Annotated in this window: 19 protein-coding genes; 17 read left to right on the forward strand and 2 right to left on the reverse strand. The window is 37.7% G+C overall.

Annotated features, from left to right (window positions below; translation table 11 throughout):
• Positions 1–115 precede the first annotated feature (115 nt).
• Positions 116–1,687, reverse strand: coding sequence for a phosphoglycerate dehydrogenase (gene serA / locus MSWAN_RS09675; RefSeq protein ID WP_048188443.1), 1,572 nt, complete (start codon positions 1,685–1,687; stop codon positions 116–118).
• A gap of 219 nt (positions 1,688–1,906) precedes the next feature.
• On the opposite strand from serA, the gene MSWAN_RS09680 reads away from it, so the two are divergent.
• Both MSWAN_RS09680 and MSWAN_RS09685 read left to right on the forward strand, forming a co-directional pair.
• A complete protein-coding gene (locus MSWAN_RS09680) occupies positions 1,907–2,251 on the forward strand; it encodes a heavy metal-binding domain-containing protein (protein WP_013826466.1) in 345 nt (114 codons plus the stop codon).
• 131 nt (positions 2,252–2,382) lie between these two features.
• Positions 2,383–3,138, forward strand: coding sequence for an aldo-keto reductase family protein (locus tag MSWAN_RS09685; RefSeq protein ID WP_013826467.1), 756 nt, complete (start codon positions 2,383–2,385; stop codon positions 3,136–3,138).
• A 370-nt stretch (positions 3,139–3,508) separates the two neighbouring features.
• Here MSWAN_RS09685 and MSWAN_RS09690 read toward each other — a convergent pair whose 3' ends face one another.
• Positions 3,509–4,492 carry a transcriptional regulator gene (locus MSWAN_RS09690; RefSeq protein ID WP_013826468.1) on the reverse strand — a complete coding sequence of 328 codons (984 nt, stop codon included), beginning with the start codon at positions 4,490–4,492 and terminating at the stop codon, positions 3,509–3,511.
• Positions 4,493–4,517: 25 nt separating this feature from the next.
• On the opposite strand from MSWAN_RS09690, the gene MSWAN_RS09695 reads away from it, so the two are divergent.
• The 15 genes from MSWAN_RS09695 (at position 4,518) to MSWAN_RS09765 (ending at position 20,026) form a co-directional block, all read left to right on the forward strand.
• Positions 4,518–5,798: a tRNA(Ile)(2)-agmatinylcytidine synthase gene (locus MSWAN_RS09695; RefSeq protein ID WP_013826469.1), complete on the forward strand. Its 1,281-nt coding sequence runs from the start codon at positions 4,518–4,520 to the stop codon at positions 5,796–5,798.
• A gap of 300 nt (positions 5,799–6,098) precedes the next feature.
• A complete protein-coding gene (locus tag MSWAN_RS09700; protein WP_227716957.1) occupies positions 6,099–7,670 on the forward strand; it encodes an MmgE/PrpD family protein in 1,572 nt (523 codons plus the stop codon).
• 221 nt (positions 7,671–7,891) lie between these two features.
• Positions 7,892–8,794: a hypothetical protein gene (locus tag MSWAN_RS09705; protein ID WP_013826471.1), complete on the forward strand. Its 903-nt coding sequence runs from the start codon at positions 7,892–7,894 to the stop codon at positions 8,792–8,794.
• 191 nt (positions 8,795–8,985) lie between these two features.
• On the forward strand, positions 8,986–9,852 hold the full coding sequence (locus tag MSWAN_RS09710; protein WP_013826472.1) for a fumarate hydratase: 867 nt from the start codon (positions 8,986–8,988) through the stop codon (positions 9,850–9,852).
• 11 nt (positions 9,853–9,863) lie between these two features.
• Positions 9,864–10,727, forward strand: a complete 864-nt coding sequence (locus MSWAN_RS09715) for a citryl-CoA lyase (protein ID WP_013826473.1) — start codon at positions 9,864–9,866, stop codon at positions 10,725–10,727.
• A 100-nt stretch (positions 10,728–10,827) separates the two neighbouring features.
• The gene (gene ahaH, locus MSWAN_RS09720) at positions 10,828–11,142 is read left to right on the forward strand and encodes an ATP synthase archaeal subunit H (protein ID WP_013826474.1); all 315 of its coding nucleotides are present in this window, start codon (positions 10,828–10,830) and stop codon (positions 11,140–11,142) included.
• 10 nt (positions 11,143–11,152) lie between these two features.
• Positions 11,153–13,159 carry a V-type ATP synthase subunit I gene (locus MSWAN_RS09725; protein ID WP_013826475.1) on the forward strand — a complete coding sequence of 669 codons (2,007 nt, stop codon included), beginning with the start codon at positions 11,153–11,155 and terminating at the stop codon, positions 13,157–13,159.
• Between the two features lie 5 nt (positions 13,160–13,164).
• Positions 13,165–13,653, forward strand: a complete 489-nt coding sequence (locus MSWAN_RS09730) for an ATP synthase subunit K (protein WP_013826476.1) — start codon at positions 13,165–13,167, stop codon at positions 13,651–13,653.
• 34 nt (positions 13,654–13,687) lie between these two features.
• On the forward strand, positions 13,688–14,311 hold the full coding sequence (locus MSWAN_RS09735) for a V-type proton ATPase subunit E (RefSeq protein ID WP_013826477.1): 624 nt from the start codon (positions 13,688–13,690) through the stop codon (positions 14,309–14,311).
• 14 nt (positions 14,312–14,325) lie between these two features.
• Positions 14,326–15,483, forward strand: coding sequence for a V-type ATP synthase subunit C (locus MSWAN_RS09740; RefSeq protein WP_013826478.1), 1,158 nt, complete (start codon positions 14,326–14,328; stop codon positions 15,481–15,483).
• Positions 15,480–15,800, forward strand: a complete 321-nt coding sequence (locus tag MSWAN_RS09745; protein WP_013826479.1) for a V-type ATP synthase subunit F — start codon at positions 15,480–15,482, stop codon at positions 15,798–15,800. Before MSWAN_RS09740 ends, MSWAN_RS09745 begins: the two co-directional genes overlap by 4 nt.
• Positions 15,797–17,548 (forward strand): ATP synthase subunit A, encoded by a 1,752-nt coding sequence (locus MSWAN_RS09750; protein WP_013826480.1) that lies wholly within the window; start codon positions 15,797–15,799, stop codon positions 17,546–17,548. Before MSWAN_RS09745 ends, MSWAN_RS09750 begins: the two co-directional genes overlap by 4 nt.
• 2 nt (positions 17,549–17,550) lie before the next feature.
• Positions 17,551–18,942: an ATP synthase subunit B gene (locus MSWAN_RS09755; RefSeq protein WP_013826481.1), complete on the forward strand. Its 1,392-nt coding sequence runs from the start codon at positions 17,551–17,553 to the stop codon at positions 18,940–18,942.
• A 56-nt stretch (positions 18,943–18,998) separates the two neighbouring features.
• Positions 18,999–19,643 (forward strand): V-type ATP synthase subunit D, encoded by a 645-nt coding sequence (locus tag MSWAN_RS09760; protein WP_013826482.1) that lies wholly within the window; start codon positions 18,999–19,001, stop codon positions 19,641–19,643.
• On the forward strand, positions 19,643–20,026 hold the full coding sequence (locus MSWAN_RS09765; RefSeq protein ID WP_013826483.1) for a DUF22 domain-containing protein: 384 nt from the start codon (positions 19,643–19,645) through the stop codon (positions 20,024–20,026). The genes MSWAN_RS09760 and MSWAN_RS09765 overlap by 1 nt, the downstream gene beginning before the upstream one ends.
• Positions 20,027–20,293 lie beyond the last annotated feature (267 nt).

Here is a 20,293-nt window from a genome sequence, read left to right on the forward strand (position 1 = left end):
TTTAAATGAATTAATGAAAATGGATATAATAAAATAGCTCTTTAATTATTTATTATAAATGAAATATCCATTATAATAAACTTAAAAAATTAAAAAGTGGAAAAGGTTTAAAAACCTATAAGTTCACAGCCACAGCGTCGTAAACATCTTCAAGTTTTAAAAGTTTTTCTATTTCAGTTCCCTTAACTTTCTGGTCCACTTTAAGAACCATAACTGCTTCTCCACCAAGTTCTTTTCTTCCAACTTGCATTTTGGCTATGTTTATACCTTGTTCACCTAATCTTGTACCTATTGCACCGATTATCCCAGGTATGTCCTTGTATCTAACAATTAACATGGTTCCTTCTGTTTCAACATCAACTTTGTAGCCATCTATCATGATTATTTCAGGTTCTTTGGCGGCGATTCCCTCAAGACTAATGTCTTTACTTTCAGACTTCATTTCAACCTTTATTAGACTTTTATATCCTTTTGCATCGCATCTTTTACCCTCGGTTACTACTATACCTCTAATTTTAGCAACACTGTTTGCATTGACAAGGTTCACAGGTTCTGTGAGTATTGGATTTAAAATTTCCTGCAGTACCATCCTGGTTAAAATATCCTGTTTTTTGAACTCTGAAAGTTCTCCGCAGTAAGTTATGTTAATCTCCTTTATGTTACCTTTGGCTGTCTGCATCAGGAATTTTCCAAGTTTTTCTGTGAGTTTGAAGTATGGTTTTATGAGTTGAAATGTTTCAGGGTCAAGAACAGGCATGTTCAAGACGTTTTTAGGAGATTCTCCTTTGAAAACTTTTTTTATCTCATTTGCAACTATTATGGCTGCATCTCTCTGGGCTTCTGCTGTTGATGCTGCTATGTGGGGGGTTAAAACCACATTGTCAAGTCCAAATAGTGGATTGTTCTTTGGTGGTTCTTCCTCATAAACGTCAAGACCTGCACCTCCTATTTTACCTGTTGAAAGTGCTTCGTAGAGATCTTCCTCTTTGATTATTCCTCCCCTTGCACAGTTCACAATAAATGCATTTTCTTTCATGATGTCAAACTGTGGTTTTGCTATGAGGTGTTTAGTCTCAGGGGTTAAAGGAACGTGTACTGTCATGACGTCAGAGTTTTTAAGGAGAGTTTCAAGGTCAACAACTGTCACTCCAAGCTCTGCTGCAGCTTCTTCTGTTATGTAGGGGTCATAAACTAATGCATCCATACCAAAAGCCTTTGAACGGGTTACAACCTGACTTCCTATTCTTCCCATTCCAATAACGCCTAAAGTTTTGCCGTTGAGCTCTAGTCCCATGAATTTTTTCTTCTCCCATTTACTTTCCTTAACAGATTTGTCTGCAATTGAGATCTTCCTTGCAAGGGAGAGTATAATTCCCATGGTATGCTCTGCAACTGTTATTGAAGTTGATTCTGGTGCATTTACAACCATTATACCGTGCTCTGTTGCAGCCTCAACATCCACGTTGTCAACACCCACTCCTGCACGGGCTATGATCTTGAGTTTCTCTGCAGCTTCTATAACTTCACGGGTCACTTTGGTCCTGCTTCTTACAATAATGGCGTCAAAATCTTTTATAACAGTTACAAGCTCTTCTTTTGTGATTGAAGTGTTATTAACAACTTCTGCAACATCTTTAAGCTCATCTATTCCTTTTTCATTTATTTGATCAGCGATAAGTACTTTCATATTATCCATCTTCTCAGCTCCAATTCTTCACCATAGTTATATTAGATTAAAAACATTTTAAATTTTGTTAATTCTTATATTTATAATAAATATTGCCATATTTTTGTATATTATTATATATTATATTCATTTATGAAACGGATATATACCAGTTAAGGACAGAAGGATTTATAACTTTAAAAAACTTTTAAGATTAGAGAAAAGGTGGAGGTGTTACTTTTGGTCTCTGTAGATGAATTCATAATTGTGAGCTCAAATCATGTTCCGGGATACGAAATTTTAGAAACAAAAGGTTTCGTATACGGACTTACGGTACGAAGTAGAGGTGTAGGTGGACAGGTGGGCGCAGGAATACGTTCCATGTTCGGTGGTGAAATAAAAGAGTACGTACAGATGATGGAGCACTCCAGAAACGAAGCTCTTGAAAGGGTAATAGAACACGCCATGGAAATGGGTGCAAATGCAATAATAAGCGCACGTTTTGATTCAAACGAGATGTCAAATGTAATGCAGGAAATTTTAGCCTATGGTACGGCAGTAGTTGCCCAAAAAGTTGAAGAATAATTAAATTCAAAAATTCAATATGAAAATTTCAATAGAATTTAATCCAAATAAAATTTAATCTATTGGGTAATGAGATAATTTATCTTAAAAATAGATAATTCAAATGTGATAACAGCAAGGATGAAATTCAAATGTTTAAAGGGACTATAGAACTCAACGGACATGAAGTGCCGAGAACTCTCCTCGGAACCTCCCCATTTATGGGCATTAAGGCTGCCCAGTTTGGGCACAGATCAATGCTTTACCAGCTTGATTTTTACGACAAACCGGAGAAAATACTGCAACTAATCGAAAAATCATACGAACTCGGAATCAGAGGAATTCAACTCGTTCCATACCCATACATAGTCGAAGCCTTTAAATGGGCTGCAGATGAAGGATGCGAAATGGAGATAATTGGAACTGTGAGACCAGATAACGAACTTGAAGATATCAAAGTTTTGTCAGAGCTTGAAGCCCGTGCAATTCTCCTTCATGGTGTCGTAACTGACAAAACTGACTGGAATTTTTTAGAAGATAAGCTTCAGCTCATAAAGGATCAAAATATATCTGCAGGTCTTGCAACCCACATGCCTTTCAGAACAACTGCAGCACTATTAGAATCATCCGTAACTGATCTTTTTGACATTTACTTGATTCCTGTAAATAAATTAGGATATTTAATGGATTGCGATGGTTTTAGAACCGAAAACCGCGCCCAAATTCGTGATATGATCAAAAAACTGGATAAAACCGTGATTGCCAGTAAAACACTTGCAGCAGGAATATTAACTCCTAACGAAGCATTTGATTATCTTAAAACCCTTGATTATGTGGATATTGTGGCCGTGGGAATTGCTTCTGAGGAGGAAGCTGAAGAAACCTTTAGTATTCTGGCTTCTAAATGATTGAAACGATGCAATATTAAATTTGTTCAAAAACTAGTTTGTTAAACAAATTTTTTATTCTTTTAATTTCCTTTCAAATTTTATTTTTGTAGTAAAGCTTATTTTTTTTTGTTTAAAAATTTTTTTTGTTTAAAAAGAATTGAAAGAACATGAACAACTAAAAAAACAGACAGAATAACTTTCCTTAAAATAAATTAAAATTAAGAATTAAAACTTATTAAGAAGTTTATTTTAAAAAAATTAGTTAAAAAAGAATCTAAAGAAAAGAGTGTAATAAACTTATTTTAAGAAATTATTTAAAATTATTAAAAATAATAAGTTAAAATTAAAAAAGTTTGTTTTAAATGAATAAAATTGATTAACTAACGGATTAACTGCATTCTTTACGCTCTTTTACAAGTTTTAAAAACTCTTTTGAGTTTTTCATTTCCCCCATCTCCCAGTTGTGGACAACAGGGATTCCCTCAATACAGTTCATATCATTCTTGGTATCTAATATAAAGACAGCTTCCGTACCTGTCACTCCTGAAAGGTCCTTCACATTCACAGCCATCTTCTTTAAAATCTGCTGGTTACGGTTTTTTTCCATGTTAGTTATGAGGGGTCCATCGTTTTTACGAATTTTACGAACCGTTTCAGCTTCAGGCTTTGCAAGTGCATCAAATGGAGTTCTGTTCGTTTTAATCACACCGAAACCCAGATCAAAAAGTTCTTTTGGCTCCTTTTTAGTTTTATCAGAGATGTTACTCTTTTCTGGCTCAGGAACCCTGAAAAGGTTAATGGAAAGAGTTATTTTCATGTTCAAAATGCTTTCAAGCATCATTGCAGTTTCTGGAAAAGCTCTAACCATTCCATTCTCATACTTATATATTGTTTCCCTTGATACATGTGCAAGGTCCGCTAGATCTTTTCGTGAAAGGTTCTGCTCTTCCCTGATCTCTTTTATGATGTTACCGTCTATCTGAACGAAGTATCCTCCACGATCTGCAAATATTTCAGGGTAAATCTCCTCAATAAGCATACTTCGAAGGGTTTCAAGGGCTATTACAGGTATTCCATGCCTTTCATAGACTACATCTTCTTCTAAAAATTCATTTTTTGATTTGAGACCTACTATAATTGGCGATGCCAGGAAAGTGTTTGCAACTTTCTTTATTTCCTCAGCCTGTTCCCCTGTAAACCCGTCAACATTAATTAGAACCTTCATTAAGAGAAGTAAAAAGTCTTTTCTGGCGACCATATCAAAACAGCTTCTATCATATATATTAGAAGTTTCAAAACCATGACTTGATAGAAGCTCGTTTATTTCAATTAAAATATGATCTCTTTGAGCGGGAATATTAAATTTCTGCATAGTATGGGATCACCTGGTGAACGTTATGTGTAATATATTATATGTTGGTATCGATGACACAGATTCAAGTGAAGGAATGTGCACAACTTATATAACTTGTGTTATAATTGATGAACTTAAAGATTGCGGTTTTGAAATCAAGGGATATCCACGCCTTATACGTCTTAACCCATTTGCAAAGTTCAAAACACGAGGAAACGGTGCTTTATCCTTCAAATTAATTTTAAAATCAGAAAAAGAAACAAAAAAAGCTAAACAAATCATTTTAGACAGGGTTGAAGAACTATCAGAACTTCAGGATGATAGAACCAACCCCGGTGTAGTTTTCCACGAGGGAAACATCACCGATGAAAGGATCAAAGATGAACTCAAGGAATTTTCAACTAAAACCATAAGGAACGTCGTCACAATTGAGGATGCAGAAAAGCTTGCAGATAAAATAGGAGCGGAAACTTTCAAATTCAAAAAGGGAAGGGGTATAATAGGGGCTTTATCTGCCATAGGCTGCCAGCTTGAGGACCATACCTACGAACTTCTGGCCTACAGGGTGCCTGAAAACTACGGAACGGAACGGAGGATAGATCATGAATCTGTCCGTGAGATGAACCAGAAAACCTATCCTGAAACCTTTGACAACGTTGACGATGGTTACATTGCAATAGAACCACACACACCCTGTCCGGTGCTCTACGGAATAAGAGGAGAAAGTCCAGAAGCTGTAAGGAAAGCTCATAACATTGTTAAAGTTGGAGAGCCTGTAGAAAGGTTCTGTGTATTCAAGACCAACCAGCACACAGATATGCACCTTCAAAGGACAGATAAAATTGTTGATATGGAGAAACTAAAATGTTACATCGTTGAGGGAACTGTTAAAGACAAACCTCATTCAATCGAAGGTGGCCACATCATATTCACTCTACAGGATGATTCAGGTGAGATAGAATGCGCAGCTTACGAGCCTACCAAAGAATTCAGGGATATTGTAAGAGAATTTGCACCCGGCGACAAGCTCATAGTTTACGGTGGAATTGGAGAGAAAGGAACGTTGAACGTCGAAAAACTCAAGATTTTAGAGCTTGCACATGTTTACAAAACTTTAAACCCAATGTGCGAATGTGGAAAACGTATGAAGTCCGCTGGAAGCGATAAGGGTTATAAGTGTCCTAAATGCGGTAAAAAACTACGTGACGGCTCAAAAGATATGGTTGAGATTCAAAGAAACATTGAAAAAGGTTTCTATGAAGTTCCACCGTCTGCAAGAAGACATTTAAGTAAACCACTTGTTAGAATGCTTAAAAACAGTTGAATCATGAGTTAAAACAAGTTTTGATATCGTTATTTGATCTATGCTTGAGTATACCCTATTTTTTCTTCCATTTAATTTTTTTAAGTTTAAAGCTTTTTTTAACAATTTAACGCCTAAAACGTGTCTTTGTAGTTCATTATTTAATTTAAGCTTAAAACGTATTTTTAAATTTATTATGATTAATTCAAGATTTTTTTCCTTGTAATTTTTTCTAAATTTCACATATTATTAAGATATGTGAATCAAGAGGATTAAATCGAATATTGATGAAGATATGAGATGTAATGTATGAATAAATAATTGATCCAAAAAGTTATGTTCAATGCAGACAGCTTATCATCAATGATAACTGAAAAACTAGCAGACTTCATAATTCAAACAGAATATGATAAAATCCCAAAAAACGCAGTGGAAAAGGCAAAACTCTGCTTTCTGGACTTTTTAGGGGTTGCATTGAGGGGATCCCAGAGTAAAAGTGGGGTTATTGTAACAAATATATTGGAAGATGGTTTGAAAGATGCTGACGAATCAACAGTTCTGGGGCACCAAAAGGCCAGTCCACTTGATGCAAGTCTTGCAAACGGTATTTTTGCTCATTCACTTGATCTGGACGATGGCCACAGGCTTGCACAGCTACATCCTGGATGTTGCGTCATACCAGCCGCACTTTCCCTCTGCGAATCCCGAAACAAAAGCGGAAAAGATTTTATAAGTTCAGTTGTAGTTGGATATGAAACTGCGATTGCCCTGGGAATGCTTGTAAATCCCAATCATCGCACACTTGGTTTTCACAGTACAGGAACCTGCGGAGCATTTGGAGCCGCAGCTGCTGCCTGTAAATCCATGAATCTAAAATATAATGAAATTTTAAACACTTTAGGACTTGCAGGAACCCAGGCAGCAGGATTACTGGAATCGGACCACGCAGGCAGTATGGGAAAACATCTTCACGCAGGTAAAGCTGCCCAATCAGGAGTATTATCTGCTTTACTTGCAAGAAATGGCTTTACTGGAGCTAAATCCATAATAGATGGGAAAGAAGGATTTTTAAATGCAATGGTGTATCCTAATATTGAAATGGACGATAACAAAACAGATAATATTAAAATTGATGATGGAACAGACGCTGTTAAGACAGATGATAAATCAAACGATACTAATAATGGTAAAAATAAAAATGGAAGCAGACAGATCGATCTGGACAAATATCATATTTCAGACGTTTATTTTAAAAAATACCCAGTTTGCAGGCATTTACACTCTACAATAGACGCAACGCTTGATATTTTAAATCAAGTGAATTTGGATAATTCAGATGGTTTGAGAGACGTGAATGGCATAACAAGTGAACAAATTCATAAAATAACCGTTAAAACCTATAAAATCACAGCAGGACATGACAACTACCATCCTGAAACTATCGAAGCTTTAAGGCAGAGCCTGCCCGTGAGTCTTGCAATTGCAATTTCTAAGGGCAATTTGAACTTAAATAACCTTGAAATAACTGAAGATATAAAAAAAATTTCAAATAAAATAGTTATAGAACATGATGCAAATTTTGATGAATTATATCCCCTCATGAGGCCTTCCGAAGTTAGAGTAACAATAACCAATAAAACGAATGGAGATTACAGTAAAACATACAACAAACATGTTGATCTACCTCAAGGAGAACCTGAAAATCCATTTAAAAAAGATGTTATTATTGAAAAATTCCATGATTTGAATCCTGAAGTTGATCTGGATGTTCTAAAAGTTATTGATGATATTGAGTTGTATAGAATGGGCGACCTTATGGATATCTTAAATGAAGAATTTAAATTAATAAATACTTCCAAAAATTTGAATAAACCTGAAATAAAGAGCATTTAATGTCTAAATAACTGAACAACCAAATATACATTTACCAATAACCCCATATTATAGTCTCAAAATAATTTAATCTCAAATAATTGAATCACTAAACTTTCAATAACAAAATAAATACCTCTTCAATGAATTTAAACATCAACAAGGATACAAAAATGGATACTACAAACATTTAACAGTTTAAAATAGATAGATGATTAAATAAATGATTAAAAGGTGATTTTATGCAAACAGAGGATTTTCTTGATGGAATTGGGATAAACAAATGCAATGACAACCTAAAAGAATCAGAAAAAAGGTTCCCTGACGGTGCTCAGTACAGATTTGAGGTTCCAGGCATTCAAAAACCTGCTGCGATGGCCGCCCTTATTGATACGGCCGATAAGTACGACGTTAAAGTCCACAGGGTCACCCAAACCAAGGGAATAATGCTTCTCACAGACTCTGAAATCGAAGCTATGATTAACATGGCAAAATCTTCCAAAATAGAGCTTTTTTTAAGTGTTGGACCCCGTGCAACCTATGATACAAGCGCATCTGCAAATACAAAAGAAGGTGCAAGGATCGGATACAGATTAAGAGGGTATAAAAATCTTGTATATGCCATAGAAGATGTCAAGAGGGCCGTAAATTTAGGAGTCAAAGGTATAGTCATCTATGATGAAGGTTTATTGTGGGTGCTTGGTAAAATGCGCAGTGCTGGAGAACTGCCTGAAAATGTGCATTTCAAGGTTTCTGCCCACTGTGGACACGGTAACCCTGCATCCGCAAAGCTTTTAGAAGAGATTGGGGCTGATTCTTTTAACCCTGTGCGTGACCTTCAGATACCAATGATGTCAGCCATCCGCCGGGCCATAAATATTTCCATAGACCTTCACATGGAAAATCCGAAGTCTTCAGGTGGTTTTATAAGACACTACGAAGCCCCCGAAATCATAAAGGCAGTTGCACCAGTTTACCTTAAAACAGGAGGAGCCGTGGCAGCCCATCATGGATGGGATACAACTGAGGCCCAGGCTGCAGAACGTGTGCGACAGGTTTTCCTGGTTCAAAGTATGATAGATCGTTACTATCCTGATGCAAAGATTTCAAATGTTGGTGCAAAAGATATGGCAATTCCAGAATGATAAAATTTCAAGTGATAATTATTTCCCATATATTATTTTATTTTCAATTTAAAACTTAGAAAAGAGATTAAGTGTAAAAGTAAGATTTTTATAATTGAAACTTAAAGGTATCTTAAGGGTATAATCAAAATTTAGATGAGGAATTATTAATTTAATACAAACTTATTCAATTTATCCCGGGACGTATTTTAATGGAAATAGCTCATCTCGTTAAAAATGCAGTTATCGAAGCCAGCACCACCTTCCGTGAAGACCAGCTCGATGCTTACAGACAAGCACTTAACGATGAAACCAATGAAAATACCAAGTGGGTTTTCGAACTTTTACTTGAAAATGCAGACATAGCAAAGCGTGAAAAGGTCCCACTATGCGATGACACAGGTATTCCACATATTTATATCGAGATCGGGAATGAAGTTCTGCTTCCAAGCTGCTTTTTCCAGGAGATAAGATCAGGTGTCGAAGCAGGTTTGAGGGCACTTCCAGCAAGGCCTATGGCTGTCCATGGAAATGATATTGAACGAATAGAACAGAGTAAAGGTCTTTACGATGACCCTGGTAAATTGGTGCCTGCCCCATTTTTAATGGACACTGTACCAGGTGAAGGTGTCAGGATTCATGTGCTCATGTTGGGTGGAGGTCCCGAGATCAGATCCCACACTTATAAAGTTTTCCATAAACGGGATCATAGAAAAGTATTTGGGGATGTTGTAACATGGTTGAGATCAGAGGTTCCAATGCTTGGATGCACTCCATGTATTCCTGCTATTGGCATTGGTAGAACTCATTTTGAAGCTTCATCCCTCATGCTGAAAGCAATGGCCTATGGGGATCTTAACAGACAGTCCGAAACGGAAAATTTCATAACTGAATCTTTGAACAGCTCAATGATTGGTGCTCTGGGTATTGGAGGTTCTGTAACAGCATTAGGATCATTTATTAAAGTAGGTCCTCAAAGGGCCAGTGGTGTTAGAATAGTGTGTGTCAGACCTTGCTGCTGCATGGAACCCAGAAGATCGTCTGTTTATTTACCTTCTAAAACCATGGAAGGATATTAAAGTGATTATATATGGCAACTGAAAGAAAAACTGTGGAAGAAATGCTTAAACTTAGTGCTCCAAAATGGAGAACTGCTATAACCAAAATTGAGCCAAATAAAATCATAACCAGAGGATATTCGCAGGAAGATCTAATTGGGAATATATCATTTCCTGAAATGGTTTACCTACTACTGAAAGGGGATATTCCATCTGAAAATGAATCAAAAATGCTTGAATCAGTTCTGGTTTCCTTCTGTGATCATGGTATAACACCTCCAAGCACCCAGGTCGCGAGGCTTATGGCATCCACAGGTTCTCCAATGAATTCATGCGTTTCAGGAGGAATTTTGTCCTTTGGAAAGTATCATGCAGGAGCCCTGGAAAGTTCCATGAGGGTTCTCCAGGAAGTGGTTCAGAAAGGTGTTGGAGGTCACACCGGACCTTTAAAGTCACACCACGATATCAATGCCGTTACAGAAATTCTCGTGGAAGAATTCCTTGAAAATGGTGAAAAAGTACCTGGTTTTGGACATAGATATCACACTGAAGACCCTCGGGCACGTAAGCTCATTAAACTCGCAAAAAAGTATGGATGTTCAGGAATACACACAGAATTTGCCCGTGCAATAGAAGACCGATTATACGAAATGAAAGGAATCCGAATGAATGTAGATGGAGCTAATTCAGGCATACTTTCAGACATGGGTTTTGACTGGAAGCTGGGGACGGGTATCTTCATGATTGGAAGATTACCAGCAATTGTTTCCCATGTATATGAAGAAAAAACAAGTGAATCCCCATTCAGAAAGCTCTTTGAAGTTGATGAAATACATTACAATGGTGTTGAGGAGGGGAAAATTGACATTTTAAAAAAGCTTGCGAACAAAGAATGATTATAGAATAAATAGGTATAGAAGAAATATGGGCTCGAAAATTAAATAGTAAAAGATAAATATAACTCTAAATAGAGTTTGGCATATCATGGTGATTTAAATGACAACGATATCGGAAGCTATTACTACCATTAAAAAGGCTGAAAATGACGCTGATAAGCTGATAGAAGATGCTACCCGTAAATCAACAGAAATGATAGAGGAATCTCGTTCAAAATCTGAAGAAGTTATGGGAGAAGCTAAGAAGGATGCTAATGAAAAATCAGAGTCAATTATATTTGAAGCCGAAACTAAGGCTAAAAAAGAAGCCTATCAAATATCCAACAAAACAAATGAAGAAATAGAAGTTATGAAGGGAAAAGCTACAGATATGGTCGATGAGGCCGTAGCTGTAATAGTTAAAAGCGTTTTATAGTGTGAATACAATGTTCAAACCAGCGAAAATGAATAAGCTCAAGGTAATAACCTTGGACAAGTACGCTGATTCTGCAGTGAATTCACTTCATGAAGATGGAATTGTACAAATCTACGACATCTCAGAAAGAATTCAGAATGATGCAGAATGGAAACAGATACTTAAACCCTCAAAAGCAAACCCCCATACAGGTAAAGTATCATCTCTTCTCATGAAAACCTCGGGAATCGCGGATTTCCTTGAATCCATGGAGAAGGGAAAAGGAGGCATAAAAAATACCCTAAAAGGTTTTATTAACCCACCTATAATTGAAAAGAAAGAGATAAAAGTTCTTAGTACAGAAGATCTTATTGAGAAAGCAGAATCTACAATTGCAGATGTTGAGTCCAAAACCAAATCCATTGAAGCACAGTTAAATCAGTTGGATGCTGAGAAAAGTGCATTGGACGATGCATATAAGGTTGCAGATGAACTAAAATATTTTGACGTTGATCTTGCTAATTTAGATGAATCAAAGTATACATCAATTATAACAGGTAAAATACCAGTTTCTAACCTTGAAAAGTTCAAGGAAAATGCAGCTGCTGTTACTGATGAAGTTCTTATTTTTGAAGTTCCTATTGATTCTAAAAAATCGAAAAATAAAGAGATCTCACAAACTATTATTATCATAACCTTATCAAAGTACGGTGAAGAATTCACAGGACTCCTAAGAAGACTGGAATTTGATAAATTCGATGTTTCAGGAATTTCAGGTAAACCTGAAGAAGTGATGAAAAATTCTGAAACTCGAGTTCAGGCCATAGAAACTGAAAAAGAAACTCATTTTGACGAACTTGCAGTTATTGCAGATGAATGGAAGGATAAACTTCTAATTCTTAAAGAACAGCTGGAAGTTGAAAAAGAGAGAAATGAAATATATTCTTCATTTGGTGAAACAGAACACACAATGATGTTTGAGGCCTGGGTTCCAGTAAAACGGATGAAAAAAGCCCTGGAAATAATTGACAAATCCACTGAAGGTTATTCAGTTGTTGAAGTATCGGATCCAGATGAAGAAAAAGATGATATTCCTAGTCATCTCGAAAATCCGCGCTTTGCAAAGCCTTATGAAACGTTAGTGGATATGTATTCACCTCCAAATTATAAGGAGATAGATCCAACCATTTTCGTGGCAATTATGTTCCCATTCTTCTTTGGGTACTGTCTTACCGACGCAGGTTATGGTATAATTGATGCAATTATCGGATATCTTCTCTACAGAGGACTTGGACGAAGCAACAAAACAATGCGTAATTTCGGCCTCATATTCATTGCTTGTGGTGTATGGGCATTCATACTCGGAATGGTAACCAATGGTTTCATAGGAGATTTAGTGCCAAGATTTGTTATGGGAAACACAAGTGGAATGCTTCCAACAGTTATTCCGGCATTTAACGCATTCGTACACCCTGAAAACATACTTTACATGGCTTTAATAATTGGTATACTTCATATCAACCTCGGATTAATCATGGGTGCACGTAACAACATAATAAATGGAAAAATCGGAGAAGCACTTGGTTCTCAAATTGATTGGATAATTCTAGAGTTAGCTATTGTACTTTATTTAGTCACAGGCTCAGCCATTATTGGAGGAGTTGTTGCAGTAATAGCAATTGGAATAATGATGTATTACAACGGAGTCATGGGAATCATGGACATACTGAGTTTCCTTGGAACAATACTATCTTATTCCCGTTTACTGGCACTTTGTCTTTCAACAGGTGGAATAGCAATGACAGTCAACATCCTAGCACAGTTATCCGGAAATATGATACCATACATAGGCATTATTCTGGCTCCAATAATATTCATTGGAGGACACATATTCAACCTGGCTTTCCAGAGTTTAGGTGCATTTATACATTCATTACGTTTACATTACGTCGAATTTTTCAGTCAATTTTACGAGGGTGGAAGTTCAAAATTCAAACCCTTCCAAGCTGAAAGAAAACTTACGAAAATTAGGAGGTAAATTAAATGGCAGTAGAAATAACATTAGGTACAGCTTTAGCAGCAATAGGAGCGGGAGTGGCCGTAGGATTCGCTGCATTAGGATCAGGTATAGGACAGGGAATAGCATCAGCAGGTGCTGTGGGAGCAGTAGCTGAAGATAAAAGTATGTTCGCACAAGGTATGGTATTCACTGCTATCCCAGAGACACAGGCTATATACGGTTTCTTAATATCAATCCTACTTCTAGTATTCTCAGGACTCATGGGTGGACACACACTTAGTGTAACCACAGGACTTGTGGCAATAGGTGCAGGTGCAGCAGTTGGATTTGCAGGTTTAGGATCAGGTATGGGTCAAGGTATCGCTTCATCAGCATCCGTAGGTGCAGTTGTTGAAGATAAAAGTATGTTCGCACAAGGTATGGTATTCACTGCTATCCCAGAGACACAGGCTATATACGGTTTCTTAATAGCAATCTTGCTTCTCGTATTCGGTGGAATTCTCGGAGCATAAGCATATAAGCTTAGATAAATTGGAGGATAAGTAGATGAGCTCAGGGGCAGAAAAAATAGTATCAAACATAATATCAGATGCTCAAAGTAAGGCTGATGCAACAATCCAGAAGGCCCAAGAGGAAACCACTGCAATCTTAGAAGAAGGTAAAAATAAAGCCCAAATGGAAAGTGAGAAGATCCTGGAAAACGCCGAAAAACAGGCCAACATGAAATACCAGCAGTTAATCTCAGAAGCCAAAATGAACTCCAAAAGAATGGAATTGGAGGCAAGGGAAGAAATTATCGAAGAATCTTTCAGGAAAGCTCGTGAAGAACTCAAAAAAATAGCATCAACTTCAACAGAAGAGTATATAAAATCTCTTAAAAATATGGTAAAAGAAGCTTCAGTTGAGATTGGTGGTGGGGAATTAGTTGTACTTCTTAAAGAAGAGGATGTTGCCAATATAAAAAAGGAAATAAAATCCATTGAGAACGATGTTACTGATAAAACAGGACAAAAAACAACCATAGAAATTGGAGAAAACATAAAAGCCATTGGAGGAGCAATTGTAAAAACCAAAAATGGCGAGATCGAAGTAAACAACACAATAGATGCTAGGATGCTGAGATTCAAGAAAGCTCTAAGATCAGAGGTTGCAAAGGTGCTGTTCAAATAATAGGGGGAAATTAAATGGTGGAAGATATTACTGCAATAGTAAGCACACTGGGATTTTCCTCCCCTGAAGCTTTCATAGGGCTTTTATTTCTAGTATTGGCAGTCATTGGAGCCATAGTTGTTGTTGTAACTATAAGACCAGTTCTGGAGTATTATCCATATACATCCACTAATGCAAGGATAAGGGCAAGAATAGGCAGGTTATTCAACGAAAAACAGATCTCAGAGATAGTTGAAGCAGACAATTTAGAGGAAGTTAAAAACTATCTTCGGGGTGTTCCAGCATATGCTACCTATATCGAAGAGTACAATCTTGAAAAAGCTCTTGATAGTCAACTTGCAGAAACATACGATCTGATTGCAAGGATAGCTCCAAAAGATATAAAGGACACCTTTGAAATCCTTTTATCAAAATGGGATATACGAAATTTAAAGAGTGTAATAATTGCAAAGGAAGCTGGTTTAACAGCTGAAGAAACCATGGATCTTTTAGTTCCATTCGGAACTTTAAAAGAATCACATGATAAGTTCATTGATGCAAAAGATATCACAGAAATTATCAATGCATTGGAAAGCACAGAGTATGCACAGGTACTGGAAGATGCTTTACCAGCATACCAGAAAACCAACATGATCTTACCTTTAGAAGCAGCTCTCGATAAAAATTATCTGAACAACCTTGTCAAATCTGTTGCAAACCCTGCAGATGACAACAAATCTCTGTTACAGAGTTACATAGGGACCATTGTAGATTCAACTAATTTGAAGATGATCTTAAGGGCTAAAGTTGACGGACTTAAATTTGACGATTTGGAGCCTTACATGATATCATCAGGTTACCAACTCAGGGAATGGAAATTAAAAGAACTTATGGAATCTGAAGATGTTGAGGGAATCTTAAGCAGCCTTGAAGGCACTGATTACTCCAGTGTACTTGCAACTTCAGTGCCAGAATATTCCAGCACCGGGTCAATAACACCTTTCGAATCTGCACTGGACGAAAACATTAGAAAAATCGCCAAAGGCATATCTCATAAAAAACCAATTGGAATAGGACCCATAATCGGGTTCTTGAGCCGAAAGGAAACTGAGGTAAGGAATTTGAAGATCATAGTTCGCGGGAAAACAGAACAGGGATTCTCAAATTCCATGATTAAGGAGATGTTAGTATGAGTTCACAAGTAGCAGTAATGGCTGACTCAGATACAGTAACAGGCTTCAAACTTGGAGGGGTAAAAGAAGGTTACCCAATCAAAGATATGGAAGAAGCTGAAAAAACCCTTAAAGAACTTGTAAAAAAAGATTTTTCTATTATAATAATAACAGAAAAGATCGCAGACGGAATAAGGGAAACGATAGATAAGTTCACAAAAGCAAGCACATTACCTATGATAATTGAAATACCAGATAAAACAGGCTCGATTAAGAGGGAATCTGACCCTATGAGAGAGCTTATTAAAAGAGTAATTGGGGTTGAGATGGTAAAATGATTACAGGAAATATAATAAAGATAGCAGGTCCCGTTATTGTTGCAAACGGCATGAAGGGAACGCAGATGCATGAGATGGTCAAAGTCGGTGACGACAAACTCATAGGCGAGATCATCGAACTTAAGGGCGACACAGCCACAATCCAAGTTTACGAAGAAACAGCAGGTATGAAACCTGGAGAACATATTGAAAGTACAGGAGGACCATTATCCGTTGAACTGGGTCCAGGTATATTAGGATCTATATTTGACGGAATTCAGAGGCCTCTTGAAACCATCAAAATGATAACAGGGGACTACATCAAAAGAGGTATACAGGTCCCTTCAATACCTAAAGATAAAAAATGGAGCTTCAAGCCAACAGTAAAAGTAGGTGAAGAAGTTAAAGGCGGAGATGTTATAGGAGAAGTCCAGGAAACATCCGCAATTGTCCATAAAATTATGATACCACCAAAAGTGGAAGGTGCCATAAAAAGTATCGCTGGAGAAGGAGACTACACTGTTGAAGAAGACATCGCAGAAGTTGAAACATCAACAGGATCAGTTAAAGTTCAGATGATGCAGAAATGGCCTGTAAGAGTTGGAAGACCATACAAAAAGAAACTTGACCCAGATATACCACTTGTAACCGGTCAAAGGGCACAGGATACATTTTTCCCAATTGCTAAAGGTGGAACATCAGCTATGCCAGGTCCATTCGGATCAGGTAAAACCGTTACACAGCAGCAGCTTGCAAAATGGGCTGACGCAGACATAATTGTCTACGTAGGATGTGGAGAACGTGGAAATGAGATGACAGAAGTTCTAACAGAGTTCCCCGAACTTGAAGACCCAAAAAGTGGTAAACCACTCATGGACAGAACAATACTCATTGCAAACACATCAAACATGCCTGTTGCAGCAAGGGAAGCCTGTGTTTACACTGGTATAACCATAGCAGAATACTTCCGTGATATGGGATACGATGTAGCTTTAATGGCTGACTCAACCTCACGTTGGGCTGAAGCTATGAGAGAGATCTCAGGAAGACTTGAAGAGATGCCTGGTGAAGAAGGATACCCCGCATATCTTGCATCAAGACTTGCACAGTTCTACGAGAGATCCGGAAGGATCATTACCATAGGTACAGAAGATAAAGAGTCATCAGTAACAATTGTAGGTGCAGTATCCCCTCCAGGTGGTGACCTTTCAGAACCTGTCACACAGAATACACTACGTATATCTAAAGTGTTCTGGGCACTTGATGCATCACTTGCAGATAAACGTCACTTCCCATCAATAGACTGGCTGCAGAGTTACTCACTCTACGTTGACAGTGTAGAAGACTGGTGGAACCAAGGTGTGGGTGAAGAGTGGAGAAATCACAGAGACGAAGCAATGGCACTCCTACAGAAAGAATCTGAATTACAGGAAATTGTACAGCTCGTTGGTCCAGATGCACTTCCAGACAAAGAAAGGATCACCCTTGAAACAACAAGGATGATAAGGGAAGACTTCTTACAGCAGAACGCATTCCATGAGATAGACACATACTGTCCGCCTAAAAAACAGTACGAGATGCTCAAAACCATTATCATGTTCCAGGAACATGCCACAGCTGCACTTGAGAGGGGAGCAGCATCAAGTGAAATCATAGCCGTTCCTGTAAAAGCAGATATAGGAAGGATGAAGTATATACCTGAAGCTGAATTTGATGAGAAAATCAAAGAAATTCAGGATAAAGTAATCAAACAATGCAGCGAGGTATGAAAATGAAAATAGATATCAAAACAAAGGAATACACAACAGTTTCCGAAGTTTCCGGTCCTCTCATGATTGTTGAAGGTGTTGAAGGTGTTGCCTATAACGAGATCGTTGAAATTGAAACACCCGCTGGTGAACAGAGAAGAGGTCAGGTTCTAGAGGTTAGTGAAGGTCTGGCTGTTGTGCAGATCTTTGAAGGAACAAGCGATCTGAACACATCAACCACCAAAGTTCGATTCACAGGTGAAACAGCAAAACTCGGTGTTTCCACCGACATGCTCGGAAGGATCTTTAACGGTACAGGTAAACCTATAGACGGCGGCCCAGAGATAATACCAGAAAAGGAACTGGACATCAACGGTAACCCAATGAACCCTTCAGCAAGGGAATTCCCAGCAGAATTCATAGAAACCGGTGTATCAACAATAGATGGAATGAACACCCTTGTTCGTGGACAGAAATTGCCTATATTTTCAGGTTCAGGTCTGCCACACAACGAGCTTGCAGCACAGATTGCAAGGCAGGCAAAGGTTATAGGTGAAGAGACCGAGTTTGCAGTTATATTTGCAGCTATGGGTATCACCCACGAAGAAGCAAACTATTTCATGAGGGATTTCGAACGTACTGGAGCTCTTGAAAGAGTTACAGTCTTCATGAATCTTGCAGACGACCCTGCAATTGAGAGGATCATCACACCTAAAATGGCCCTAACAACAGCAGAGTACTTTGCATTTGAAAAGAACATGCACGTGCTTGTTATACTCACTGACCTTACAAACTACTGTGAGGCTCTCAGGGAGATTTCAGCAGCAAGGGACGAGGTTCCAGGAAGACGTGGATACCCTGGTTACATGTACACTGACCTTGCAACAATGTACGAACGTGCAGGAAGGATAAGGGGTAAAGAAGGTTCAATCACACAGATGCCTATACTTGTTATGCCTCAAGACGACATAACCCACCCAATTCCTGACCTGACCGGTTACATCACAGAGGGACAGATTGTGTTAAGCAGGGACCTTTACAGGAAAGGTATATACCCACCGGTAGATGTTTTACCATCACTTTCAAGGTTGATGAGTGGTGGAATTGGTGAAGGTCAAACAAGAGAAGACCACAGCGGTGTCTCAGACCAGCTTTACTCAGCATATGCTGAGGGACGTGACCTGCGTGATTTAATGGCCGTTGTGGGTGAGGAAGCACTCACAGAAAGGGACAGGAAGTTCCTGCACTTTGCAGACGCATTTGAGAAACAGTTCATAACCCAGACTAAAGACGAAGACAGGTCCATCGAAGAAACATTAACCCTTGGTTGGGAACTTTTAAGCCTTTTACCTGAAGCTGAACTCAAACGTGTGCGTGCTGAACACATTCCTAAATACCACCCGGCATACAAATAAAACCCTTAAATCTATCTTTATTAATTTTTTTAGAAGTAAGGGAAACGAGGGATAGAATGGCTCAAGAGATGATAGAAGGAATCAATCCGACAAGGATGGAACTTCTAAAACTGAAAGATAGGGAAAAACTTGCAGTTAAAGGTCACAGCCTCCTCAAAGAGAAGAGGAATGCTTTAATCATGGAGTTTTTCAACATACTTGAACGTGTTAAAGGTTCAAGAGAAAATGTTGAAGAAAAACTTAAGGAGGCCTACAAGGATCTGGCAACTGCCCAGATAGTAATGGGAGATCTTGCTGTCCGTAAAGCTTCAATGGCTGTTAAAGAATCAGTTGAAGTTGACATTGACTCTCGAAGTATAATGGGTGTTGTTGTACCAGTAATAGAATCCAAAACCACCAAAACAAGGACCATGGTTGACAGAGGATACGGTTTCGTTGACACCTCTGTAAAACTTGATGAAGCAGCCAAAAAATTCGAAGAATCCATTGAACTCATAATCGAACTTGGAGAAATAGAAAAAACAATAATACTCCTAGCAAACGAGATAGAATCAACAAAAAGACGTGTTAACGCCCTTGAACATATAATCATTCCAAGGATTGAAAACACCGTCAAATACATTGAGATGAGGCTCGAAGAGATGGAAAGAGAGAATTTCGTAAGGTTGAAAATGATCAAAAAAACCATGGAGATGGATTAATGGTCAGGATAGTAACCAGACTGGGAAAAATAAGGAAGGAAGTGGAAGATCTTGAAACAGCTAAGGTTGATTTCAAAATTGGAACTATTGTGGGAAAACTGAGAGCTATAATAGCTGAGGAAGAGATAGACTTTAAAGAGGGTGATGCTAAACCCCTTAAGATCAAGAATATCAAGATTCCTGCAAACCACATATGCTTCCTTTACGCCTATGCAGAAAACAGGTACGGCCACACAATAGCTGTAGGTGAAGAAACACCATTACCCATTAGTATGGATAGAAATGTGGACCATGCAACATTCGTTGCAGCTTTAGACGGTAGTATAAAAAAAGATGATTTAATTGGAGTACTGATACTTCTACCAATGGAACTTATGAGGTAATATCAGCTTCCATTTTCTTTATCTTTTATTTTAAATCCTATTTTAAATCTTATAATTATTTAAAATCCATTATTTAGAATTTATCAAATTTTTTTTCTTTCAATGATCCCTAAAAATCAAATAAACTAGTAAATTTGTTTGATCTAATCCTTTTTGATATACATCGTTTTATCTAATTTTGTTCAAGTTTCAAGTAAATTCAATAATAAATCATAAAAATATACAAAATTTTCAAATTTGGAAGTTTAATTGGAGTTTAATTTTTTA

The organism is Methanobacterium paludis (genome assembly GCF_000214725.1).
Lineage (GTDB): Archaea > Methanobacteriota > Methanobacteria > Methanobacteriales > Methanobacteriaceae > Methanobacterium_C > Methanobacterium_C paludis.